Consider the following 24,842-nt stretch of genomic DNA (forward strand, 5'->3'; position numbering starts at 1 on the left):
TTTAAATGAGGTATAGCCGCCAAATGTACTAAAATATTTAGTTTTTTTTCTGATGAATTATTTCTGCCAAGAGTTTCTTTGCTCGTAGGAGTTTTACCTTTACATTGTTTAAAGGTTCGTTTAATTCTTTGGCAATTTCAGTGTATGAAAGTTCTTGAAAGTAACGCAAATTAATAACCTGTTGGTAGTGCGGTTTTAAGCGTTTAATATGCTGAAGGAGTGTCGCTAAGTTTTGTTCTGTAATTAAATTATCTTCCGCAGTAGGAGTGTCGTCGGCTACGTTATAAAGATTGCTTTCTTCTTGCGGAAGTGTTTTGTGGCTGAGTTCCGATTTTTTCTTCCGAATTAAATCAATATGAATGTTTTTTGAAATGGTAATAAGCCAAGTTTTAAACTCATAAGATTCGTCGAAAGTATCAATTTTATCAAAAGCTTTAGAGAAAGTTCTTATCGTGATATCCTCGGCATCATTCTCGTTTCGTGTGCGAAGAATTTGAAAACTATACACATCACTCCAAAAAGTGTCAAGCAAAAAACTAAACGATTTTTGATCGCCTTTTTTTGCGCGTTGGATACTTTCTAGAATTTGTTCTGATGTTATTGGCAATGCAATTTGTTTTTTCAATTGAACGCTATTTTAGCGCTTTTTTCTTCCGCAGAAATTATATCGGTATTAGTTTTAAAGATACAAAATAGAAAGCGGATTGTAAATTGAATTGTAGTATTCTTACTAATTGTAACAATTTTGTTACCTACTAAATAAGCTTCAGTTTGTTTCTGCTTTTGCGTTGAAATGCTTTTAATTTTCCTGATGTACGGCCTGTGTTTTCTACAAACTCAATTATTTCAGTATAAAAACAAATACTAGTTTTGTTGCGTTTCCGCTTTGCAATCTTGCTCGTCTGGCATTTTTCCGCAGAAACTACATGGTTCTCCTTCTTTATTTAAAAATGGCGATTGACTAGCGCATGTTCCAGCAAATTTCCCGTCTTTTTTTCCCCATATTTTAATGGCAATTCCAGCAAATGCTAGTCCTAGTAATACAACGCTTATTAATAAAAGTTTCATCTGTGTAAATTTATTGCTTTTTGTTTTTCTAACTTTTCTTTAGACGAAATGCTAGAACGGATATTACAATAATTTCATTTTTATTGAAGATTTTTATCTTTTTAAAACTGAATTATTGTGGTGCAAAGATACAAAATGTGCTGCGGAATAATGATAAAGCCTTCTTAAAAAAAGAAGCTGCTCTAAAAGCATTGAGGATGATAATCCGTTTTACTTTTTGAGCAGCTTCATTTATATTTTGAAACTAGCAAGGTTTAGTTGGTAACTTGCTCTTTTTCTTCTAAAACTTTAATGTTGGCAACCTCACTATCAATTGATGCAAAGTCGTTATTTCCTTTAGATTCAATAGTGATTTTGTAGTTAGAGGCATTGTCTTGGAAAGGAAGTGCCATCAGTTTTCTGTCGGCTTTTTCTAAAACACCAAGGCTTATCATCTCGCCGTTAACTTCTGCCCACATTTTAAACTCTTTATCCTTTGGAAGTTCTGGCATCGATACTACATTGATAGCAGAAATACGTTCCTTCGGGTTGATATACGCAACCGATTTTAAGTTTTTTGCACGTTCGTTTCCTGTAATTACATACTTACGAGTTTCAGGATCGTTTAAAACGGCATATTTACTTTTAATGTTTTCGAGTTTAGAATTGGTGTTAACAATGTCTTTCTTTAAACTCTCTATTTGTGTGGCTACAGTATTGTTTTCGTTATAAAGCAGTTTATTTTGGTTCCATAATGTAATGGTAGTTGCACCAAATAAAAGGGTGGTTACACATGCCGCAATAAAGTACCAAGGCACTGTTTTTTTACTTGTATGCGCTTCTTCTTTAATTTGCTTTAATACGTTTTCTTTAACCTCTTTTGGAGCTTGTTTGGCATGTGCTTTTGCGTACATAGCCAAATTGTCTTCAAGAGTTTGGTATTCTTTTAAAACTTCTGGATACGTGTCCAGATAGTGTTCTACACGAACTTCTTCTTCATAACTTGTTTCGCCAATTAAATAGCGCTCTAACAAGTCACTTTCTAAAAATATTTTAACTTCGTTTTTCATGGCTTACTGAATGATCAAATAAAACAAAATTGACAACATAGCAGGGTCGTATATTCGTCTAAGCTCTCTAAGACCAATTTTTAGTCTCGATTTAACAGTTCCTAACGGGATATCGAGTGCTTCGCTGGCTTCTTGTTGCGTCATGCCTTGAAAAAATAAGGCTTCCATAACTATTTGATATTTTTCGTCAAGACTACCTAAGTGCTTTTTTATATCTAGGTGTTCAGGGTTTACACTATCGACTCCTAAATTATATACGTCTGAAACTTCGATTTGGATTTCCTGATCGCGTTTTAAATTGGCACTTCTAATTTTATCGATGGCGGTGTTTCTGGTAATGCGAAACATCCACGTAAAAAGTTTTGATTTTTTAGCGTCGTAAGTGTCAATTTTTTTCCAAATCTTCATCAAACTTATTTGCAAAACATCTTTGGCGAGGTCTTCGTCTTTTGTGATTTTTAGTGCAGCACCAAACAACGTATCTCCATAGTATTCATACAATAGAGACATTCCTTTCTCGTCTTTCTGCTGAAGGAGTGAAATGATGTTTTTTTCAAGAAGTTGACTCATATATTTAATGCTAAAGTGGGGCGCGAAATATGCGTTTGTTAGCTGCAAATTTCTGCTGAAAAAATCAAAAGTATTAATTAAAACGAAAATAAATGATGGTTAGCTGCTTTTTCTGCTAATACACATTTACTTCGGGCTCGATGGTAATATTAAATTTTTCTTGAACTGTTTGCTGAATTTTTAGTGCTAAGTCCCATATCTCTGCACCGCTGGCTTGGTCGTAATTTACCAAAACCAAAGCTTGATTTTTATGAACACCAGCATCGCCAAAACGTTTTCCCTTGAAACCACATTGTTCGATAAGCCATCCTGCAGGAATTTTTACTTCACTATCTGAAACTACATAGTGTGGCATGTTAGGATGATTTTTTATTAGCACATCAAATTGTTGCGTACTTACCACAGGGTTTTTAAAAAAACTACCGCTATTTCCAAGTTCTTTTGGGTCGGGTAATTTACTTTTTCGAATACTAATTACAGCGTTCGAAACATCTTTTATGGTAGGCGTTGTGATGTCTTGCGCTTTTAATTCGGCTTCAATGGCTCCGTAAGAAATATTTAATTGATGCGTTTTGTTGGTGAGGTTAAAGGTAACAGCTGTAATGATGTATTTTCCTTTATTTCTTTTGAAAAATGAGTCTCGATACCCAAATTGGCAAGCTTCTAAACTAAAAGTTTCTAAAGCCAATGTTTCGGTATTAAGCGCTTCACAACTGTGAAAAATATCTTTTAGTTCAACCCCATACGCACCAATATTTTGAATGGGTGCTGTACCAACATTTCCTGGGATAAGCGATAAGTTTTCGGCACCTCCCAAATTATTTTCGAGTGTCCAAAGCACAAATTCATGCCAATTTTCGCCAGCATTTACTTTTACAAAACTTGTATTGTTTGCTTCGGAAAGTATTTCTTTTCCTTTTAAATCAACTTTTACAACCAACGCATCAACATTTTTGGTAAGCAGCATATTGCTGCCTCCTCCAAGAATGAATTTAGTATCGTATTCAGCTAAAGTAAATACGTCTTTTAGTTCTTCAACAGAAGAAACAGCAATAAAGCTTTTTGCTAAAACATCAATGCCAAATGTATTGTATGGTTTTAGCGAAATGTTGTGTTGAATGTTAAGCTGTTTACGCATTGTATTGTTTTAATGCTTCTTTTAAAATTGCAACGGCTTTTACCAAGTTTTCTTTTTTAAGTACATAGGCAATTCGAATTTGGTCGTAACCAATACCAGGAGTTGAGTAAAACCCAGCTGCAGGAGCAACCATAACAGTTTCTCCGTTTAAATCGAATTTTTCTAGTAGCCATTGCGCAAAATCATCGGTGTTTTTTACTGGTAATTTTGCAATACAATAAAATGCACCTTGTGGCTTTGCTACCGTAACACCTTCAATTTTATTTAATTCAGAAATTAATAAATCTCTGCGTTCTACATATTCTTCAATTACTTCGTCAAAATAACTTTGCGGAGTGTCTAATGCAGCTTCACTGGCAATTAAGGCGTATGAAGGAGGCGAAAGTCTTGCTTGTGCAAATTTTAAAGCCGTTGTAATAACTTCTTTATTTCTTGTGATTAGGCAACCAATACGCGCACCACACATGCTGTATCTTTTAGAAACAGAATCGATAACAATGGCGTTGTCTTCAAGTCCTTCTTCTTGTAAAATAGAATAATGCTCGGCACCATCGTATGCAAATTCACGGTAAACTTCATCAGCAATTAAAAATAAATCGTGTTTTTTAACGATAGAAGCCAGTTTTTTAATTTCTTCTTTCGAATACATGTATCCAGTTGGATTCCCTGGGTTACAAATTAAAATGGCTTTTGTTTTTGGAGTGATTAGTTTTTCAAAATCCTCGATTGGAGGTAGCGCAAAATTATTGTCTATTTTAGAAACTACAGGTACAACCTTCACGCCCGAAGCGGTAGCAAAACCATTGTAGTTTGCGTAAAATGGTTCTGGAATAATAATTTCGTCGTCGGTATCTGTAATAGACCCCATGGTAAACATTAACGCTTCCGAACCACCTGTTGTAATGATGATTTCCTTTGGATTTACATTAATGTCTCTCCCTGCGTAATATTTGGTAAGTTTAGTACGGTATTCTTCCGAACCTTCACTTCTGCTATATTCTAAAATTTCTAAGTTGTTGTTTTTAACCGCATCAAGTGCAACTTGAGGGGTTTTAATATCGGGTTGTCCAATATTCAAGTGAAATACGTTGATTCCTCTTTTTTTAGCATCTTCAGCATAAGGAACTAACTTTCTAATAGGGGATTCAGGCATTTTAAGCCCTTTTTCAGAAATTACTGGCATATCTCAAGTTTTATATCGTGCAAATTTGCAAAATATATTTAATAAATCGTTGGAGTTTTTCAATCTTCTGTAATTAAGATAACATACAAATATTCTGTATTGAATATTCTCGCGTTATTTTACCGTAACACCTTGATTGTGTTTGTGTAAATTGTAGTATATTGTATAGGTTAACCTTGTAATATTGAAAGCTTTTTACAATATATCGTTTCAGCGACGTGGACGTCTTATTTTAGGATTGTCGGCTGTTTTGGCGGTTATTTTTTTAAGTAGCTTGGTGGAAAATTGGCAATTAAAAGAAATGAATAAAGACATGTCGTCTTTGTATGTCGATAGGTTAATACCAGCTTCAGATATTTATTATGTATCGCAATTATTACATCAGAAAGAAAAGGAATTGATAGAATTCCCTTCGGATGTTATTCAGCATAAACACTTAAATCATGCTATCGATTCTTTGTTAAACCATTACGAAGCAACCTACTTTGTGCCGAATGAAAAGCAGTATTTGCAAGAGTTTGTTTCTAATTATGAAAAATTAAAGACGCTAGAAATTTCCAAGTTGGAAACATCTAATAAAGCCGATTTATTTGCGCTGTATTCTAGTATGCAAAAGTTGTTGTCGCAATTAATAGATGTGCAATCGGAGGTAGGAGAAGAGTTAAAATCGCACTCTTTTAAAAAGTTTTATACGTCAAATCAATTGTATTATTTCCGTTTGGCTTTAACGGTTTTGGTCGTGTTTTTAATTGTAGTTTTATTAGTTACCGTTCCAAAACGTGTTGCCAAGAAAATATTTAAACCGAATCTAAAAGTTGTCAAAAACACCGATTTCAATTCATAAAAAAAGCGACCCAAAACTTGAGTCGCTTCATTATAAAAAATATACTTTTTGTTATTTCCCAGTGCTATTTGCCATCACAGTTCCTTTAATTTTTAAAGCCACTGTTGGGGTTTCAGCATTCGACTGTACCGTAATAGTTTTTCTAATTGGTCCAGTTCTGTTTGTGTCATATTTAACCTCTATCACACCAGTGTCTCCAGGAGCAACTGGGTCTTTAGGTTTTTTAGGAATTGTACATCCGCAACTAGAGCGCACATTAGAAATTACTAGGGGAGCAGTACCTGTATTTTTAAATTCAAATACACGAACACCATCACTTCCTTTTGAGATTTCTCCGTAGTCAATTACATCGGATTTAAATTCTATTTTTGCTACTTTGTCTTGAGCTGTGGCAGTAAAACCAATCACTCCAACAAATAAAAGCATTAGTAATTTTTTCATCTTTTTAAGATTTAAGTGAATATCAAATTTACTTACTTTTAAGCAACCCGCAAAATTTATCGTTTATCTTTTATAATCTTACGGATATAGCTATTTTTGCAATCTTAATTCAAAAAGTGTTCCAAAATATGAATATTCCATCAAAATACGATGCCAAATCGGTTGAGAGTAAATGGTATGACTACTGGATGAAAAATGATTTTTTCCGTTCAGAGCCAGATGAAAGAGAGCCATACACCATTGTAATTCCACCGCCAAACGTCACCGGAGTATTGCATATGGGGCATATGTTGAATAACACAATTCAAGATGTGCTTATCAGAAGAGCGCGTCTAAAAGGATTGAACGCTTGTTGGGTGCCAGGTACCGACCATGCTTCAATTGCTACTGAAGCAAAAGTAGTGGCGAAGTTGAAAGAGCAAGGCATCAATAAATCCGATTTAACACGTGAAGAGTTTTTAAAACACGCTTGGGATTGGACCGAAGAGTACGGAGGTGTAATCTTAGAGCAACTTAAAAAACTTGGATGTTCGTGTGATTGGGAGCGTACAAAATTCACGATGGATGACGATATGTCAGCATCAGTGATTAAAGTTTTTGTTGATTTATATGAAAAAGGACTGATTTACCGTGGTTTCAGAATGGTAAATTGGGACCCAGAGGCAAAAACTACCCTGTCTGATGAAGAAGTGATTTACGAAGAACGTCAAGGATTACTATACCATTTGGCGTATCAAATTGAAGGAAGCGACGAAAAAGTAATTATTGCAACTACGCGTCCAGAAACTATTTTGGGAGATACCGCAATTTGTATCAACCCGAATGACGAGCGTTACACGCATTTACGAGGAAAAAAGGCAATTGTGCCACTTACAAATCGTGTGATTCCAATTATTCAAGATGAATATGTAGATGTAGAATTTGGAACTGGGTGTTTAAAAGTAACTCCTGCTCATGATGAAAACGATAAAAATCTTGGTGAAAAGCACAATCTTGAAGTAATTGATATTTTTAATGCTGATGCTACTTTAAATAGTAACGGACTTCATTACGAAGGGAAAGATAGATTTGTTGTTCGTAAAGAAATTTCAAAAGAATTAGAAGAAAAAGGATTTTTAGTAAAAACTGAAAATCATATCAATAAAGTAGGAACTTCCGAGCGTACCAAGGCAGTTATCGAGCCTCGCTTGTCCGACCAATGGTTTTTGAAAATGGACAATTTGGTGAAGCCTGCACTCGACGCTGTTTTGACTGATAAAGAGATACAGTTATTTCCGTCGAAATTTGAAAATACCTATCGCCACTGGCTAGAAAACATCCGCGATTGGAATATTTCGCGTCAGCTTTGGTGGGGACACCAAATCCCTGCGTATTACTACGGGGATGGAGAAAACGATTTTGTTGTTGCTGAAACTCCTGAAGAAGCTCTGATAAAAGCACAAGAAAAATCTGGAAACACAAATTTAACTGTTGCCGATTTAAAACAAGATGAAGACTCACTTGATACTTGGTTTTCTTCTTGGTTGTGGCCAATAAGTGTTTTCAATGGTATTATGGAGCCAGAAAACAAAGAGATTGAATATTACTACCCAACCAACGATTTGGTTACGGGGCCAGATATTCTTTTCTTTTGGGTGGCACGTATGATTTTTGCTGGTTATGAATTCCGTGGAAAGAAACCATTCAACAATGTGTATTTAACTGGACTTGTAAGAGATAAACAACGTCGTAAAATGTCGAAATCTCTTGGAAACTCGCCAGATGCTTTAAAATTAATTGAAGAATTTGGAGCCGATGGAGTTCGTGTTGGATTGTTGTTGAGTTCTGCAGCAGGAAACGACTTGTTGTTTGACGAAAGTTTATGTCAACAAGGGAAGAATTTTGCAAATAAAGTATGGAATGCCTTCCGCTTAGTAAAAGGTTGGGAAGTTGCCGATATCGAGCAGCCAGCTTATGCGCAAACAGCAATTAATTGGTACAAAAGTAAGTTTCAGTACACACTTAAAAATATTGAAGAGCAATTCTCAAAATATAGAATTTCGGATGCTTTAATGGCAACTTATAAATTGGTTTGGGACGATTTTTGTTCGTGGTTGTTAGAAATGGTTAAACCAGCTTATCAACAACCAATCGATGCAAAAACCTATGCTGAGGTGGTTGCTTTGTTTGAAGAAAATTTAAAGATTTTACATCCGTTTATGCCATTTTTATCAGAAGAAATTTGGCAACTTATGTCAGAGCGTACCGCAGATGAAGCTTTAATTGTTGCGCAATGGCCTACACTTACCACTGCCGATGAACAGATTATTACAGAGTTTGATTTTGCTTCGGAAGTAATTGCTGGTGTTAGAACGATTCGAAAAGAGAAGAATATTGCTTTTAAAAATGAAATTTCGCTTTCTGTAATGAATAATGAGTCGGTTGCTTCAACTTTCGACAGTATTATTCAGAAGCTAGGAAATATTGATACGTTGACTTATGTTACTGAAAAGGTTGACGGAGCCTTATCTTTCAGAGTAAAATCAAACGAGTATTTTATTCCTGTAAGTGGAGCGATTGATGTTGAAGAAGAAATTAAGAAAATTGAAGAAGAGTTGAAATACACGGAAGGTTTCTTGAAATCTGTTCAGAAGAAATTATCGAATGAACGTTTTGTAAACAACGCACCTGAACAAGTGGTGGCGGTAGAAAAGCAAAAAGAAGCCGATGCACTTGCAAAAATTGAAACTTTGAAAGACAGTTTAGCAAGTTTGAAATAATAATATTTTACAGTAATACAATAAAAAATCCCGCTCATTGGCGGGATTTTTTATGTGCTATGTTGAGTTTTTTTAATACTTAAAATACGATTTTACCAAAGCCACATATTGTTTTTTGGCATCTTCTTCGGTAAGTCCGCGCGCTTGAAAAAGTGCATTTGCTTTAAAAGCATTTATAATTGAACGGCGACTTCCTGGCGGTTCGCTATTTTGTGTAGCTTTTTTATAATAGGCGTATAAGCGCAATAAAAAATCTGCTGGGAATAAGTCTTCACAGTTATTTACACGGGCAACAGCCTCTTCAAATTCTTTATCGAGCTCTTCTAGAGTCATCTTTATTTGGCAATAATGTCTATTCCTCCTTTAACCTTTTGTCCTAAAGAAACTTTTACTTCTGCATCAAGCGGTAAGTAAAGGTCTACTCTCGACCCGAATTTTATAAATCCAGCATCGGTTCCTTGAATTGCTTGGTCGCCTTCTTTGGCATAATTTACAATTCGCTTTGCCAACGCACCCGCTATTTGGCGGTATAAAACTTCTCCGTAAGTTGGATTATCGACAACAACGGTGGTACGTTCGTTTTCTTCTGAAGCTTTTGGGTGCCAAGCTACCAAGTATTTTCCTGGGTGATATTTGCTGTATTTTACAATTCCGCTAAGCGCATATCGAGTAACATGTACATTAATTGGCGACATGAAAATAGATACTTGTAAACGTTTGTCTTTAAAATATTCTTTTTCGAATACTTCTTCAATGACTACCACTTTTCCGTCAACTGGTGCGATAATATTTTCATCGCTGATAGTTGTTTTTCTTTTTGGATTTCTGAAGAATTGTAAGATCAGAACTAAAACAATTAAACAAGCAATTTGAATAAGTGTTTTTAGCCAAGAAATACCCACATAATATTCTGCCAAGATAACTGCAGCAGCAATGATAATAAATGTAACGGCTATAATTTTATGTCCTTCTTTATGAAACATAATTAAATATTTGAAGTGTTAGGTATGCAAACGGTGCGGCAAAAATTAAGCTGTCCAAACGGTCTAATAAACCACCGTGCCCAGGAAGTATTGCTCCGCTATCTTTTACGCCCGCTAAGCGTTTGAATTTTGATTCTACTAAATCGCCAATCGACCCTGTAACAACTACAATAAACGCTAGTAATAACCATTGTTGTAAGTTGAGTTCGTCGCTGTATTTATACAATAAATAGGCTGCTCCAAGTGCAAATACGAGTCCGCCTATAAAACCTTCAATCGTTTTTTTAGGTGAAACACTTGGGAAAAGTTTGTTTTTCCCGATGCTTTTTCCAACTAGGTATGCAAACGAATCGTTTACCCAAATCAATATAAAAATACCAATTATTAAAGATTCAGCAAAATGATGTACTTGGTACGGAATCATAGTTAAAAAAATACAGCCGCCACCAATATAACTTAGGGTAATAATAAACTTTTGTGTGTTGGTGTAGTCGAGTTTTTCTTTTGAAAATAAACGACCTATCAACGCTAAATTTACTGCTATACAGATAACAAGTAAAACTGTTCTGAGGGTGTTTTGGTAAGCAATTTCTCCGAGGAGATATACAAAAACCCACCAAAGTGCTAAAAATGCTAAAAAAATATAGTAGCCACTTAAGCGGATAATTTTTTTAAACTCATATATGCAGGTAATTCCAAATATAAGAAAGAGGAAATCGAAAGCATCATTACTAAGAAATACTGCTGCTAAAAGTAAAAAAACATAGATAATACCAGTTAAGGCACGTTTTAAAAGTTCTTTCACACAGTTCGGGTTTTAGTTTAAATTGCTGTTTTTCTAGAAAAATTAAAGATCCTCTAGCAGCAGCAAATATAAGTTTTTTGAACTACTTCCGTATGTAAGAAAATCATTTTCTTCTTTTATGCTAAAATGCTTAATGGTAGTAATATTCGTTGGAATTTGATTTTTGTTTTTGTTTTTAATTCCTCTTAAACCCTCGCCAATAGTATCTACGAGCTGACTTGTAGTGGCAAAAATGATAAAGTTATCAGGTAAATCGTTTAATTTACTTTCTTTTATTTGGTTTGAAGAAATTAAAATAGCACCAATATCTGCAACTAAGTTTTCGCATGGCGAAAGAAGAAGCGTTGCGTTATGGCAAACATTTGTTTTCTTTATGTTGAATTTATTAAAAACTTGATTCAGTTTTTCATCTAAGCAGCAAACTTGCTCTGGAGCCCAATTATTTTCAGATAGAATGTTTTGAAAGCAATCATAAACTTCATCTAAAGAATCGCAGTATAAAAACTTACCGCCATTTTTTTTGAAATTTATAGTGAATTTTTCATCTGTTGGAAGCTTAATTTCTGGCATAAACTTTCCTCTTTGATCAGCTGCTGTACCAGAAGTATCTTGTTTTTGTTTTGATCCGAAAAGTTTCTTAAATAAGCTCATTCTATAATTAATGGGGGAATTATTAGGTTATTTGGTGCTTTTAAAATATAAAAGTATAAAATTATTAACTATAACGTAGAAAACGGGAGTAAATTTTATTTTTTACTCCCGTTTGTATATTTAGTTTCCGTTTAGTTCTTGTTCTTCGGCTTCCTTAATGTCTTTTGCAAAAGGTCTTTTTCCGAAGATTCGTTCTAAATCGTCTTTGAAAATCACCTCTTTTTCTAGAAGATGTTCTGCTAGTTCGGTGAGTTTATCTTTATTGTTTTCTAATAATTCGATAGCTCTTATATATTGTGCTTCGATAATTTTAGAAATTTCTTTATCGATAAGTTGCGCTGTTTCTTCACTATAAGGTTTTGAGAAACCGTAGTCTGACTGTCCTGATGAATCGTAATATGTTAAGTTTCCGATTTTGTCATTCAGACCGTAAATGGTAACCATCGCTCTAGCTTGTTTGGTAACTTTTTCTAAGTCGCTTAACGCACCCGTTGAAATTTTATTGAAGATTACTTTTTCTGCAGCTCTACCACCAAGAGTAGCACACATTTCGTCTGCCATTTGCTCCGGACGAACAATTAAGCGTTCTTCTGGTAAATACCAAGCAGCACCCAAACTTTGTCCACGCGGTACAATAGTTACTTTTACCAATGGAGCAGCGTGTTCAAGCATCCAACTTACGGTAGCGTGACCAGCTTCATGGAAAGCAATTGTTTTCTTTTCTTCCGGAGTGATGATTTTGTTTTTCTTCTCCAAACCACCAACAATTCTATCTACTGCATCTAAAAACGATTGTTTATCTACAGCTTTCTTTCCATTTCTTGCAGCAATTAACGCAGCTTCGTTACAAACATTTGCAATGTCGGCACCAGAAAAACCTGGAGTTTGCTTCGCTAAGAAATCGGTGTCTAGAGTTTCAGAAGTTTTAATTGGGCGTAAGTGAACTTCAAATATCTCTTTACGCTCTCTAACGTCTGGAAGATCAACATAAATTTGTCTGTCGAAACGTCCAGCACGCATTAATGCTTTATCTAAAATATCTGCACGGTTGGTTGCTGCCAATACAATTACATTGGTGTTTGTTCCAAATCCGTCCATTTCTGTAAGCAATTGGTTAAGCGTATTTTCACGCTCGTCGTTACTTCCAGTCATGTTATTTTTTCCACGAGCTCTACCGATGGCATCAATCTCGTCAATAAAAATAATTGCAGGCGATTTGTCTTTTGCTTGTTTAAATAAGTCGCGCACTCTCGATGCTCCAACTCCTACAAACATTTCAACAAAATCAGACCCAGAAAGTGAGAAGAAAGGAACTTTTGCTTCTCCGGCAACTGCTTTTGCAAGTAAGGTTTTACCTGTTCCTGGAGGTCCTACAAGTAATGCTCCTTTTGGAATTTTACCTCCAAGATTTGTGTATTTTTCTGGATTTTTCAAGAATTCTACAATTTCTTGAACTTCCTCTTTAGCACCTTCTAAACCAGCTACATCTTTAAAAGTAACTTTCATATCGGTTTTTTCATCAAAAAGACGTGCTTTTGATTTTCCGATATTGAAAATTTGACCACCAGCACCACCAGCACCTCCGCCAGACATACGACGCATTAAAAATACCCAAATTCCAATAATCAGAATAAAAGGAATAATTGATACTAAGATATCACCAAGGAGACTCGATTCTTGACTGTAAACAATCGACGTCGATAGACTGTTGTCTGTAATTGTGCTATTTAATTTATTTTCAAAATTCTGTAAATCACCGTACTGTAGTTCGTACTGTGGGATTTGCGCTGTCGATGGAATAAGCGATTTATCTTGAGCGTTTTTATGAATTTCTTTTTCTTTCGCTTCTTTGGTTAAATAGACATTTGCACGTCTAGTATTTGTGATAATTACAACCTTATTTACATCGCCTTCTTTTAAATACTCTTGTAATTTATCGGGTGTAATTTCTGGAGGCGTTTGCCAACTACTACCGCCCGAAAATAATTGTACACCTATGATGAAGAGTAAAATAGCACCGTAAATCCAGTAAGAGCTGAATTTAGGTTTTTTTGGGCTTGTATTGTTTTTATTTTCTTTTGCCATTAATTTTATTTTGTCAACCCGTTTAGGGGAATTTATTTTCGTCTATAAAGTTAATCTAACTGTTTTTAACGCCTAAATTAACTTCAGCAAATTTATGCTTGTACTTTTTCTCTAGCTTGTTTTGGGAGTTTTAAGTAGTGTTGCTACTTAGTTTGATATTGCAGTTACTTTAGCATCACCCCAAAGTCCTTCGATATCGTAATACTCTCTAACGTGTTTTTGAAAGACGTGTACTACTACATTTACGTAATCCATTAATACCCATTCGGCATTATCTGTTCCTTCCACATGCCATGGTTTGTCTTTAATTTCTCGACTAACAATTTTTTGGATGGAATTTACGATGGCGTTTACTTGTGTGTTCGAAGTACCGTTGCAGATGATGAAGTAATCACAAACCGTATTTTCAATATCTCTTAAATCTAAAATATTTACATCATTACCTTTTACCTCTTCAATTCCTTTTAAGATAAATGTTATTAATTGATCTGTGCTACTATTCGTTTTTGCCATTAAAAATTTTTATTTTCACAAAGTTATTATTTTTTTAGTTTTTGAACTATTCAAATTAACATAACATTACATATTAAATGTAGTTATTTCTATGAATTTAATCAAACTTGATGCCATCGATTCTACAAATTCTTTTTTAAAGAGTTTGGCAATGCAAAGCGAATTGGATGATTATACAGTTGTTATGACTGAAAAACAACTGGCAGGACGCGGACAAATGGGGACGCATTGGGTCTCTGAAGCGGGGAAAAATCTAACATTCAGCGTTTTTAAAAAAATAAACTATCTGCAAAAAGAAGAACAGTTTTATTTAAGTATGGCGGTAGCTTTGGCGGTATACGATGCACTTACTTATTTTGCTATTCCCGATTTGAAGATTAAATGGCCTAACGACATTTTGTCAGCAAACAGCAAGATTTGTGGTATTTTAATTGAAAGTGTAATCAAAGAGCGTACGTTGAGCGCTTCTGTAATTGGTGTTGGATTGAATTTAAACCAAACCGATTTTCAGCAAGTAACAAATGCTTCTTCTTTGAAAAAGATAACAGGAGTTTTTTATCAGAAAGAAGAAGTGCTTCAGAAAATAGTTGAAGAAATTCAGAAGTATGAAGCTTGGGTAGCCAATAGAAAGTTACTTCAGATTAAAGAAAATTTCGAGCAACATTTATTCCGCAGAGATAAGCCTTCTACATTTAAACTGAAAAATGGCGAATTAATAATGGGCTTCATCAAAGGGGTTGCCAACAACGGCTGTTTGCAGGTGCTTCTCGAAAATGAAGTATTAAAAGAGTTTGATTTGAAAGAATTAAAACTGCTTTATTAATTAGCCTCTTTAATATACACTTCCCTCACTTTTTTAAACAAGTCAGAAGAATACACAAAATCGGTTACAGCTTCATTATTAGTTTTGAAAATCTCTTTGTTTGTACCTTCCCATTCTTTTAAACCATTTCTGAGGAAAACAATTTTCTCACCAATTTCCATTACCGAGTTCATATCGTGGGTGTTGATAACTGTTGTGATGTTAAATTCTTTGGTGATTTCTTGAATAAGTTGATCGATAATAATAGCCGTTTTTGGATCTAAACCAGAGTTTGGTTCATCGCAAAACAAGTATTTTGGTCGGTTTACAATGGCGCGCGCAATGGCAACACGTTTTTGCATCCCTCCAGATATTTCCGACGGAAGTTTGTTGTGTGCGTCAACCAACCGAACTCTTTCAAGTACTTCGCAAGCGCGATCTACCATTTCTGCGTTTGATAATTTGGAGAACATCCGAAGCGGAAACATTACATTTTCTTGCACTGTCATAGAGTCGAACAATGCGCTTCCTTGAAAAACCATTCCCATTTCTTGTCGCAGGTCGGTTTTTTGGTCGTCGTCCAATTCAGAATAAATACGGTCGTTATAAATAATTTTTCCTTCTTCTGGTTGATGCAGTCCTAATAACGATTTTAAAAATACTGTTTTTCCAGAACCACTTTGCCCAATAATGAGATTGGTTTTTCCGGCATCAAAACAAGTGGAAATTCCTTTTAAAATTTCTACACCACCAAACGATTTATGTATGTTTTCTACTTTAATCATTATCCTAATAACATTTGCGTTAATAAATAATTGGCAATGATAATAGCCACACTCGTCCATACAAAAGAAGACGTACTTGCTTTTCCAACTTCGAGCGCACCGCCTTTCATATAGTATCCATAAAAAGAAGGGATGGTAGCCAAAATAAAGGCAAAAACAATGGTTTTAATAAAAGCATAAACCACATGGAAGGTGTCAAAATCAACTTGTAAACCTCTAATAAACTCTGCACTGGTACTGTAACCTCCAAAAACAACAGCAATCCAACCTCCTAAAATCCCCATATACATGGCAATTGCAATTACAAACGGAAACAATAAAAGCGCAACAATTTTTGGGAATACCAAATAGTTTAAGGAGTTTACTCCCATAACTTCTAGCGCATCTATTTGTTCGGTAACTCGCATAGTTCCTATACTCGAGGTGATATACGAACCAACTTTTCCGGCCATAATTATAGATGTAAAAGTTGGTGCAAATTCTAAAATAACCGACTGGCGCGTTGTAAACCCAATAAGGTATTTAGGAATTAAAGGGTTGTCGATATTTAGGGCAGTTTGTATCGCTACAACACCACCGATAAAGAAAGATATAAAAATAATAATCCCTAAAGAACCGTAAATTAAATCGTCTATTTCTTTAAGAATTAGTTTTTTAAGAATACTCCATTTGGTTGGTCTGCTAAAAACTTCTTTCAGCATTATAAAATAGCGACCAATATTTTCAAGGTAAATCATGCATCAAAAATCGAACAGCTAAATTATAAAAATAATATAACATCTCTTTTTAACCTAGATTTAAAGTTGCAAAAAAATTAAAACAGTAGCTTTGTGTTTTAAATATAATTTTACGATGAAGCATATTAAGTAAAGTCATTGAGAAAACTTCATCAAAATATAATAAGAACAATGAGAAAAACCTTTTTATTCGGGGTGCTTGTTTGTAGTTTCCTCTCCCTACAAGCTCAAAAAAACACAAATGAAGATCCGTACACACGACCAAAAATGGTTGTTGGGATTGTTGTTGACCAAATGCGTTACGATTATCTAGTTCGTTTTTGGGATAAATATGAAAACGACGGATTTAAAAGAATGGTTCGCGAAGGCTTTAACTGTCAGAACAATCATTTTAATTACATTCCAACAAAAACTGCAGCGGGACATGCTTCTGTTTACACAGGGTCTACGCCAAAAACACACGGAATTATCGGGAACGATTGGTACGATAAAGTTGAAGACCGAATGGTGTATTGCGCTGAAGACGCTACTGTAAAATCGTTGGGAACAGAATCTGACGCCGGACTCATGTCGCCACGAAGAATGTTAGCAAGTACAGTAACCGATCAATTAAAATTGGCTACCGTTTCAAAAGGGAAAGTAATCGGAATTTCACTAAAAGATAGAGGTGCAATTCTTCCTGCTGGTCATGCTGCAGATGCTGCATATTGGTTTCACGGAAAAGACGAAGGTGCTTGGATTACTAGTACGTATTACATGAACGAACTACCAAAATGGGTAGAAAAATTCAACAAATCTAAAGCTGCCGAAGATTATAAAAAATCGTGGAAACCGCTTTATGATATCGATACTTATACCGAAAGTATTGCCGATAATAATCCGTACGAAGGTGCTTTTGCAGGAGAAAAAGCTCCAACTTTTCCGCACGATTTGCCAAAACTTTGGAAAGATAACGGTGAGTTTGACTTACTAAAAAGTACACCTTTTGGAAACTCATTAACAGTCGATTTTTCGATTGCGGCAATCGAAGGAGAAGATTTAGGACAAGATAATATCACCGATTTCTTAGCAATTAGCTTTTCAGCAACCGATTATGTTGGGCACCGTTTTGGAGTTAGTGCCAAAGAAACCGAAGACACTTATTTGCGTTTAGATCAAGACTTAGCACGTTTGTTTTCTTACCTCGATAAAGAAGTAGGAAAAGGGGAGTACACAGTATTCTTAACTGCCGATCACGCTGCTGTAGAAGTGCCAAGCTATTTAGAAAGTATGGAAATTCCTGGAGGTTATTTCAGTAAAAAAGAATTTATCGATCCTTTAAATGCATTCTTAAAAGAAAAATTCGGAAGCGATAAATTGATAAAAAATCTTTCTAACGAACAAATATTTTTAGATCAAGCGTTGCTTAAAAATTTAGGACTTTCTTCGTCTGTGGTAGAAGAAGCTATCGCAACCGAAGTGAAAAACTATAAAAACGTTGCCGAAGCTTACACAGGTACAGCCATGAGAAACCAAGAGTTTACGCACGGTTTGGCAAGCAGACTCCAAATGGGGTACAATTACAAACGCTCTGGAGATGTGTTGTTGGTACTAGACCCTGGCTACATCGCATCGTCCTCGCGCACTGGTACCACTCACGGTTCTGGGCATGCATACGACACGCACACACCGCTGTTGTTTTTCGGAAAAGGCATCAATCACGGCGCAACTGTAAAACGCACCGAGATACCAGATATCGCCAATACTATCAGCGCTTTGTTGGGGATTACCTTCCCAAGCGGAAAAAGTGGTGAGCCAATTCAAGAAGTTATAGAATAGTTTTTTTAGAAGCTATTTCCCGCTTTACGCTATATCTTTTTTGCGAAAAAACAAAAAAGGATGTCGCTTCAATCGGGGCTAAAAAACAAAAGGTTGTCTGAGTAATATCAGACAGCCTTTTTTTATTTAATTACTTAATTATAAAAACAGAATCGAATTTAGGTCGATTAAAACAATTTCTTCTTCATGTTTTTTAAGCGGTAATTTCTTATAAATTCCCCTTCTTCTTCAGAAACTAAAAAAGGAGATTTTTCATTTTTCGCTTTAAAATACCCCTTCATATTGTCAAAAAAAGTTTGGACTTTGTTTTGCTTTAAAGCCATTTTTAAAGAAGCAACTGCAGTGATAAATAAACCATATCGCATGGTGTACATAGCTTTTCCTTGCAGGAGTTTAGCTTTTTTGTTGTAAAGTTTTCCCGTAGGGCGGAGGTGCTTCACATGTAAATTACTATCAGTATAAATTGTAAATCCGTGATATTGAGCTAAAAGTTCGTCAACCGTGTCCCAACCCATGGCACTTTTTAATCCGCCGATTGCTTTAAAACACTCTTTTGAATACGCTTTGAAAGCCCCACGTACATGTTTTTTGTCCATTGGGTGGTTTAGTTTCCAAGCCTTGTTTTCATCTTCTTCATAAACAAAACCTCCAGCAATACCTACATTGCTATCCGATTTAAAGATGTGAGCGATGGATTCAAAATAGTTTTTTGGTAAAATTAAATCGGCATCCAATTTTACAATAAAATCATAATTGTGGTCTAAAACTGCTAGTCCTTTGTTAAAAGCGTTTACTACTTTACTGCCAGGCATATGCGTAGTTGTAGAAGTTGTGTTTAGCTTTTCAAGAAAAAGATATTGCGCAGTAAAAATGTCAATAATAGCTTCGGTTTGGTCGGTCGAATTATCATTTACAACAACTACTTTTTTAGGAAGTAATGTTTGCGTTACCAAACTTTCTAGCATTGCTTTTAAAAAAGCCTCTTCGTTGTGTGCAGGTATAACTACGTAGTAATTCATCCGAGAAATTATTTCTTTCTTTCAGCATAAACAATGTAGTACCTTGGGGTGAAGGAACGTAGTAGCGGTCGGATTCCAATTTTTTTCACAGGATTTGTCCATTGGTCGCTATTCTTAATTTCCCAGCCAGCTTTTTCCAAAAGCCAATCAAACTGCCAAGTTTCAAACTCGTGGTAATGTCGGTCCCACATGTCGGTTTTACTTCTATAAGCAGGTGCAAACCAAAGTCGAAGCGGAATAGAAGCTACCAACTTATCAGCCTTGATAGCTTTTAGGGTATTAAAAGGCGCAATTAAATGTTCGAAAATTTCAAAGGCTGTAACGACATCTGCATCCGAATTTAGAATTGTCGAAAAGTCAAGATCTAAGTCTTCTCCCAAAGTATTTTCTACGTTGTAACCTCTTTCCGTCATCAATTCGCTAAAGGGGTTTTGTACTCCCAAATCGAGAATGTTGGCAGGTTTTGAAATAGAAGCTTCTAAAAATTCAATGGTTTTTTTATAGCGTTTGTTCGGAAAACTGTTTTCGTACATTTTTTGCCTTTTCGGTAACTATTGCAAATATAGTAATCCGATTGAAAGTCTTTGGAGTTTTTATAAAGTTGTGGCTTTTCGTAATGTGATTTCTCTTCGACTTCGTCTCATTCGAAATGACGATACGTTTTTTATTGTCATCTCGACGGGAGGAGAGATCTCATTTTTTGTAACCTTGGTATATTTGGTATATGTGATTTCTCTTCGACTTCGTCTCATTCGAAATGACGATACGTTTTTTATTGTCATCTCGACGGCAGGAGAGATCTCATTTTTTGTAACCTTGGTATATTTGGTATATGTGATTTCTCTTCAACTTCGTCTCATTCGAAATGACGATGCATTTTTAGTGTCATCTCGACGTAAGGAGAGATCTCATTAGAATTAGAAAATTTGATTATTTAAAGTTTCCCATTGTGGATTGAAGTTCTCAATTAATAAATTTTTCTTTTCTCGACTCCATTTTTTTATTTGTTTTTCACGATTGATAGCTTCTTCAGGAGAAGAAAATGTTTCGTAATACACCAAATAGATACAATTGTATTTTCCAGCAAACGATTTTTTAGAATTCTGACTATCAAATAAGTGTTGGTCTAGTCGTTTTTGGATGTCATTTGTTACTCCGATGTACAATGTCGTTCTGTATTGATTTGTTGTAATATACACGTAGTAACTTCGATTCATCTTTAAGATGTTATTTTACGTAATGTGATTTCTCTCCAACTTCGTCTCATTCGAAATGACGATACGTTTTTTATTGTCATCTCGACGGTAGGAGAGATCTCATATCTTTTGCTTATAAGGTTTATCTTCGATTTCAATTCACTCGAAATGACAAAGCACATTTTTCAAGTCATTTAAAAATAGAATGACTTTATCGATACTCGTCTAATTTACAACTTAAATCTTATAAGTAATAGCATTGATGTTCATCCCTGCGCCAACACTCGCAAACATAACAATGTCTCCAGAGTTTACTTCTTGGTTTTTAATCATACCTTTTTTAACCGAATCAAAAAGAGTTGGAATAGTAGCTACAGAGCTATTACCGAGTTCATGAATATTCATGGGCATTATTCCTTCAGGGATGGTAGTATTGTAGAGTTTGTAAAAACGTTTTAGAATGGCTTCATCCATTTTTTCATTAGCTTGGTGGATGAATATTTTTTTAACTTCAGCAATGTCAATTCCACTTTTATCGAGGCAATCTTTCATTGCTTGCGGAACATGGGTAACGGCAAATTCATAAATTTTTCTACCATACATTTTGATGTACTTTGTACTATCGGTAGTTTGCTTGTATGATTTTCCGAAGAATAAATAATCAGCTTCGTTATAAGCAAAAGTTGCTGAAAGATGTGAAAGTATCCCGTTGTTGTTTTCGGTTGCTTCAAGTACTGTTGCGCCAGCACCATCAGAATAAATCATAGAATCGCGGTCGTGAAGATCGATTACCCTAGAAAGCGTTTCGGCTCCAATTACCAAACATCTTTTTGCCATACCAGCTTTTATAAAAGCTTGTGCTTGGATAACACCTTCAATCCAACCAGGACATCCAAAAAGTACATCGTAGGCTACACAATGCGGATTTGCAATTTGCAACGATTGTTTTACACGAGAGGCGATACTTGGTACGGCATCACTCTGGATGGTTCCTTTTTTGATGTCACCAAAATTGTGTGCTACAATAATATAATCGAGCGTTTCTTTATCAATGTTTGCATCGTTTATAGCTTTTTCAGCAGCAAAAAATGCAATATCAGAAGTGGTGTATTCATCTTTTACATAGCGTCTGTTTTCAATTCCTGTGATAGCTTTAAACTTTTCGATGATAACTTCGTTGGTATATTGAAAAGGCGTTCCGTCGGAATTAAGAAAATCAAACGTTTCGAACGAATTGTTGGTTGTTATTTGTGAAGGGATATAACACCCAGTACCTATAATTTTTGTGTTCATTGATAATGAATTTCATCAAAGATACAATCTATATGGAAACAATACTATGCATGCATAACTTATTTTACGATGTTCAACACTTTGGCTTGTGGTTTTGTAGTATTATTTATAAATAAAAAAAGACCTTTCGAAATCCGAAAGGTCTTTTAGAAGTATAGTGTTTTTGGGCTTTTTGTTAGGCCTCGATATAATCTTCGATAGGTGCACAAGTACACATTAAATTACGATCTCCATAGGCTTCGTCAACACGTCTAACTGTTGGCCAAAACTTATTTTCAGCGATATATTCCATAGGGAATGCGGCAGTTTCTCTTGAATAAGGGAAATTCCATTCTGAAGCGGTAACCATTTTTAATGTATGTGGTGCGTTTTTCAACACATTGTTTGTGTCTCCTTCTTCTAAAGCTTCAATTTCTTTAGTGATAGCGATGAGCGCATCGCAAAAACGATCTAGCTCCGCTAAGTTTTCACTTTCGGTAGGCTCAATCATCATAGTTCCAGCTACAGGGAAAGATACTGTTGGCGCATGGAAACCATAGTCCATTAAACGTTTTGCAATATCGGTTACTTCAATTCCTTTTGCTTTAAACGGACGACAATCGATAATCATTTCGTGAGCTGCTCTTCCTTTTTCGCCTGTATACAAAACATCAAAAGAACCATTTAGTCTGTTTTTGATGTAGTTGGCATTTAAAATTGCCATACTTGTAGCTTGTTTTAAACCTTTTGCTCCAAGCATTTTAATGTATCCGTAGGAAATCAAACAAACTAATGAGCTTCCCCAAGGCGCTGCAGAAATAGCGTCGATTGCATTTTCTCCTCCTGTTTTGATAACTGGGTTGGATGGTAAAAATTGAACCAAGTGCGATGCAACGCAAATTGGACCAACACCAGGACCACCACCACCGTGAGGAATTGCAAAAGTTTTATGAAGGTTTAAGTGGCAAACATCGGCACCAATGGTAGCAGGGTTTGTTAAACCTACTTGCGCATTCATGTTGGCTCCATCCATATAAACTTGTCCGCCGTTATTGTGAATTATTTCTGTAATCTCTTTAATTGAAGATTCAAATACACCGTGTGTTGAAGGATACGTTACCATTAAAGCAGCAAGGTCGCTTTTGTACTTTTCTGCTTTTTCTCGTAAATCTTCAACGTCGATATTTCCTTTTTCATCGGTTTTGGTAACAACCACTTTCATTCCTGCTAAAACTGCAGAAGCCGGATTGGTACCGTGAGCAGAAGCTGGAATTAAACAGATGTTTCTGTGCGACTCGTTACGCGATTGGTGATAAGCACGAATTACTAAAAGTCCGGCGTATTCTCCTTGCGCTCCAGAGTTTGGTTGCAATGATGTTCCAGCAAATCCAGTAATAACGTTTAATTGCTCCTCGAGTGTTTTTAATACTTCTTGATAACCTTGTGCTTGTTCTACTGGTACAAAAGGGTGAATATTACCCCACTCGTCCCAGCTTAAAGGAAGCATTTCTGATGCTGCATTTAGCTTCATAGTACAAGACCCAAGCGATATCATAGAGTGATTTAATGCTAAATCTTTACGCTCTAATTTTTTGATGTAACGCATCAATGCCGTTTCTGAGTGATACGAATTAAATACTTCGTTTTCTAAGAAAGGAGAAACACGTGAGCTTCCGTTAAGGATAGCTGAGTTTTCAACTAAACTATCAATTTTAATAGTGTTTTTTCCTGCCGCATCAGCAAAAACTTGTACTATATTGTTAAGGTCGGATAGGGTAGTAGCTTCATTTAAAGAAATAGCTACTTTATCTCCTTCAGCATATAAAAAATTGATGTTTGCTAATTCAGCAATATTTTTTACTAACTGTTTGTCGGCATTAACAAGAATGGTATCGAAATACGATTCGTTTAATTGCTCGTATCCTAAAGATGTAAGTGCATTTGCAAGTGTAATTGCCGAGTTGTGCACTTTATCTGCAATGTATTTTAAACCTTTTGGTCCGTGGTAAACCGCATACATTCCTGCCATAACTGCAAGTAAAACCTGCGCTGTACAGATGTTTGAGGTTGCTTTATCTCTTTTGATATGTTGCTCTCTTGTTTGAAGCGCCATACGTAAAGCACGGTTTCCATCGGTATCTTTTGTAACTCCAATAATTCTTCCTGGGATGTTACGTTTATAAGCTTCTTTGGTGGCAAAAAAGGCAGCGTGTGGACCTCCGTAACCTAACGGAATTCCGAAACGCTGTGACGTTCCTACAACTACTTCTGCTCCAAATTCTCCTGGAGGAGTTAAGTTTACTAAACTTAAAATGTCGGCAGCTACAGCAACTTTTATATTGTTTTCGTTTGCTTTAGAAACAAATTCAGCATAGTTAAATACAGTTCCGTATTTTCCTGGATATTGTAAAAAAGCACCGAAAAATTCTTCTGAAAAATCAAAAACTTGATGGTCTCCAACCACTAATTCGATTTCTAATGGAGTTGCGTGCGATTTTAAAACTGAAAGTGTTTGCGGTAAAACTTCTTCAGATACAAAAAACTTATTGATGTTGTTTTTCTTTTGCTCTCTATTTCTAGCGCCAAATAACATCGACATAGCTTCTGCGGCAGCAGTTCCTTCATCTAAAAGAGAAGCATTTGCAATTTCCATTCCGGTAAGATCGCAAATCATGGTTTGGAAGTTTAATAAAGCTTCCAATCTACCTTGTGCTATTTCTGCTTGATAAGGCGTGTAGGCAGTATACCACCCTGGGTTTTCAAGAATATTTCTTTTAATTACCGATGGAGTGATAGATTCGTGGTAACCAAGTCCGATATAGGTTTTAAACACCTTGTTTTTACTTGCCAGCTGCTTTAAATGGGCTAAGTATTCGTACTCTGTCATTGCTTCTGGAAGGGCTAATTCCGACTTTAATCGGATGCCATCAGGGAAGGTCTCATACAAAAGCTCATCCATGTTTTTAACACCAACTGTTTTGAACATAGTGTTTAAATCATCTTCTTGGGGGCCAATGTGCCGGGTAACAAAAGAATCTGTTTTCATTATAACCGTCTAAAAATGTTTTAATTTGCGCAAAAGTACATATTATATTGGTTTAAAAAAGTACTTTTAAAACCGCTT

24 protein-coding genes are annotated in these 24,842 nt (G+C 35.6%); 4 read left to right on the forward strand and 20 right to left on the reverse strand.

Features of this window, described 5'->3' with window-relative positions:
* Positions 1-37: 37 nt before the first annotated feature.
* From JMA43_RS07255 to JMA43_RS07280, 6 genes are all read right to left on the reverse strand, one after another.
* Positions 38-625, reverse strand: coding sequence for an RNA polymerase sigma factor (locus JMA43_RS07255; protein ID WP_342155821.1), 588 nt, complete (start codon positions 623-625; stop codon positions 38-40).
* 239 nt (positions 626-864) lie between these two features.
* A complete protein-coding gene (locus tag JMA43_RS07260; protein ID WP_342155822.1) occupies positions 865-1,068 on the reverse strand; it encodes a membrane or secreted protein in 204 nt (67 codons plus the stop codon).
* A 254-nt stretch (positions 1,069-1,322) separates the two neighbouring features.
* The gene (locus JMA43_RS07265; protein ID WP_342155823.1) at positions 1,323-2,117 is read right to left on the reverse strand and encodes an anti-sigma factor; all 795 of its coding nucleotides are present in this window, start codon (positions 2,115-2,117) and stop codon (positions 1,323-1,325) included.
* A gap of 3 nt (positions 2,118-2,120) precedes the next feature.
* Positions 2,121-2,687 carry an RNA polymerase sigma factor gene (locus JMA43_RS07270; RefSeq protein ID WP_342155824.1) on the reverse strand — a complete coding sequence of 189 codons (567 nt, stop codon included), beginning with the start codon at positions 2,685-2,687 and terminating at the stop codon, positions 2,121-2,123.
* 115 nt (positions 2,688-2,802) lie between these two features.
* Entirely contained in the window at positions 2,803-3,825 is a 1,023-nt protein-coding gene (murB, locus tag JMA43_RS07275) for a UDP-N-acetylmuramate dehydrogenase (protein ID WP_342155825.1), read from the reverse strand.
* Positions 3,818-5,008 carry a pyridoxal phosphate-dependent aminotransferase gene (locus JMA43_RS07280; protein WP_342155826.1) on the reverse strand — a complete coding sequence of 397 codons (1,191 nt, stop codon included), beginning with the start codon at positions 5,006-5,008 and terminating at the stop codon, positions 3,818-3,820. Before JMA43_RS07280 ends, murB begins: the two co-directional genes overlap by 8 nt.
* 184 nt (positions 5,009-5,192) lie before the next feature.
* Here JMA43_RS07280 and JMA43_RS07285 point away from each other — a divergent pair, with 184 nt between their 5' ends.
* The gene (locus JMA43_RS07285; protein WP_342155827.1) at positions 5,193-5,852 is read left to right on the forward strand and encodes an MCP four helix bundle domain-containing protein; all 660 of its coding nucleotides are present in this window, start codon (positions 5,193-5,195) and stop codon (positions 5,850-5,852) included.
* Between the two features lie 51 nt (positions 5,853-5,903).
* Here the strand turns inward: JMA43_RS07285 and JMA43_RS07290 are convergent, their stop codons facing one another.
* Positions 5,904-6,293, reverse strand: a complete 390-nt coding sequence (locus JMA43_RS07290; RefSeq protein WP_342155828.1) for a DUF1573 domain-containing protein — start codon at positions 6,291-6,293, stop codon at positions 5,904-5,906.
* A 128-nt stretch (positions 6,294-6,421) separates the two neighbouring features.
* On the opposite strand from JMA43_RS07290, the gene JMA43_RS07295 reads away from it, so the two are divergent.
* Entirely contained in the window at positions 6,422-9,052 is a 2,631-nt protein-coding gene (locus JMA43_RS07295) for a valine--tRNA ligase (RefSeq protein ID WP_342155829.1), read from the forward strand.
* Between the two features lie 72 nt (positions 9,053-9,124).
* Here JMA43_RS07295 and JMA43_RS07300 read toward each other — a convergent pair whose 3' ends face one another.
* The 6 genes from JMA43_RS07300 to rsfS form a co-directional block, all read right to left on the reverse strand.
* Positions 9,125-9,385 (reverse strand): acyl-CoA-binding protein, encoded by a 261-nt coding sequence (locus tag JMA43_RS07300; RefSeq protein ID WP_342155830.1) that lies wholly within the window; start codon positions 9,383-9,385, stop codon positions 9,125-9,127.
* Between the two features lie 2 nt (positions 9,386-9,387).
* On the reverse strand, positions 9,388-10,035 hold the full coding sequence (locus JMA43_RS07305) for a phosphatidylserine decarboxylase family protein (RefSeq protein ID WP_342155831.1): 648 nt from the start codon (positions 10,033-10,035) through the stop codon (positions 9,388-9,390).
* The gene (locus JMA43_RS07310) at positions 10,025-10,840 is read right to left on the reverse strand and encodes a phosphatidate cytidylyltransferase (RefSeq protein WP_342155832.1); all 816 of its coding nucleotides are present in this window, start codon (positions 10,838-10,840) and stop codon (positions 10,025-10,027) included. The genes JMA43_RS07305 and JMA43_RS07310 overlap by 11 nt, the downstream gene beginning before the upstream one ends.
* 42 nt (positions 10,841-10,882) lie before the next feature.
* Entirely contained in the window at positions 10,883-11,491 is a 609-nt protein-coding gene (locus tag JMA43_RS07315) for an LUD domain-containing protein (protein ID WP_342155833.1), read from the reverse strand.
* Positions 11,492-11,611: 120 nt separating this feature from the next.
* Positions 11,612-13,576 carry an ATP-dependent zinc metalloprotease FtsH gene (gene ftsH / locus JMA43_RS07320; RefSeq protein ID WP_342155834.1) on the reverse strand — a complete coding sequence of 655 codons (1,965 nt, stop codon included), beginning with the start codon at positions 13,574-13,576 and terminating at the stop codon, positions 11,612-11,614.
* A gap of 147 nt (positions 13,577-13,723) precedes the next feature.
* Positions 13,724-14,089 carry a ribosome silencing factor gene (rsfS, locus tag JMA43_RS07325; RefSeq protein WP_342155835.1) on the reverse strand — a complete coding sequence of 122 codons (366 nt, stop codon included), beginning with the start codon at positions 14,087-14,089 and terminating at the stop codon, positions 13,724-13,726.
* 91 nt (positions 14,090-14,180) lie between these two features.
* Between rsfS and JMA43_RS07330 the strand changes: the two genes are divergently transcribed.
* Positions 14,181-14,912: a biotin--[acetyl-CoA-carboxylase] ligase gene (locus tag JMA43_RS07330; protein ID WP_342155836.1), complete on the forward strand. Its 732-nt coding sequence runs from the start codon at positions 14,181-14,183 to the stop codon at positions 14,910-14,912.
* On the opposite strand, the gene JMA43_RS07335 is transcribed toward JMA43_RS07330, so the two are convergent.
* Positions 14,909-15,676 (reverse strand): ABC transporter ATP-binding protein, encoded by a 768-nt coding sequence (locus tag JMA43_RS07335; RefSeq protein WP_342155837.1) that lies wholly within the window; start codon positions 15,674-15,676, stop codon positions 14,909-14,911. The two genes, JMA43_RS07330 and JMA43_RS07335, sit on opposite strands and share 4 nt — an antisense overlap.
* Positions 15,676-16,413 carry an MlaE family ABC transporter permease gene (locus tag JMA43_RS07340; protein WP_342155838.1) on the reverse strand — a complete coding sequence of 246 codons (738 nt, stop codon included), beginning with the start codon at positions 16,411-16,413 and terminating at the stop codon, positions 15,676-15,678. Before JMA43_RS07340 ends, JMA43_RS07335 begins: the two co-directional genes overlap by 1 nt.
* 171 nt (positions 16,414-16,584) lie before the next feature.
* On the opposite strand from JMA43_RS07340, the gene pafA reads away from it, so the two are divergent.
* Positions 16,585-18,231: an alkaline phosphatase PafA gene (gene pafA / locus JMA43_RS07345; protein WP_342155839.1), complete on the forward strand. Its 1,647-nt coding sequence runs from the start codon at positions 16,585-16,587 to the stop codon at positions 18,229-18,231.
* Positions 18,232-18,398: 167 nt separating this feature from the next.
* Here the strand turns inward: pafA and JMA43_RS07350 are convergent, their stop codons facing one another.
* The 5 genes from JMA43_RS07350 to gcvP all read right to left on the reverse strand — a co-directional run bounded on the left by JMA43_RS07350 (position 18,399) and on the right by gcvP (position 24,764).
* Entirely contained in the window at positions 18,399-19,250 is an 852-nt protein-coding gene (locus JMA43_RS07350) for a glycosyltransferase family 2 protein (protein ID WP_342155840.1), read from the reverse strand.
* 8 nt (positions 19,251-19,258) lie between these two features.
* On the reverse strand, positions 19,259-19,783 hold the full coding sequence (locus JMA43_RS07355) for a methyltransferase (RefSeq protein ID WP_342155841.1): 525 nt from the start codon (positions 19,781-19,783) through the stop codon (positions 19,259-19,261).
* 384 nt (positions 19,784-20,167) lie between these two features.
* The gene (locus JMA43_RS07360) at positions 20,168-20,467 is read right to left on the reverse strand and encodes a GIY-YIG nuclease family protein (protein ID WP_342155842.1); all 300 of its coding nucleotides are present in this window, start codon (positions 20,465-20,467) and stop codon (positions 20,168-20,170) included.
* Positions 20,468-20,683: 216 nt separating this feature from the next.
* Positions 20,684-21,739 (reverse strand): 3-oxoacyl-ACP synthase III family protein, encoded by a 1,056-nt coding sequence (locus tag JMA43_RS07365; RefSeq protein WP_342155843.1) that lies wholly within the window; start codon positions 21,737-21,739, stop codon positions 20,684-20,686.
* A gap of 175 nt (positions 21,740-21,914) precedes the next feature.
* A complete protein-coding gene (gene gcvP, locus JMA43_RS07370; RefSeq protein WP_342155844.1) occupies positions 21,915-24,764 on the reverse strand; it encodes an aminomethyl-transferring glycine dehydrogenase in 2,850 nt (949 codons plus the stop codon).
* Between the last annotated feature and the right edge of the window lie 78 nt (positions 24,765-24,842).

This window comes from Joostella sp. CR20 (genome assembly GCF_038433465.1).
Taxonomy (GTDB): domain Bacteria; phylum Bacteroidota; class Bacteroidia; order Flavobacteriales; family Flavobacteriaceae; genus Galbibacter.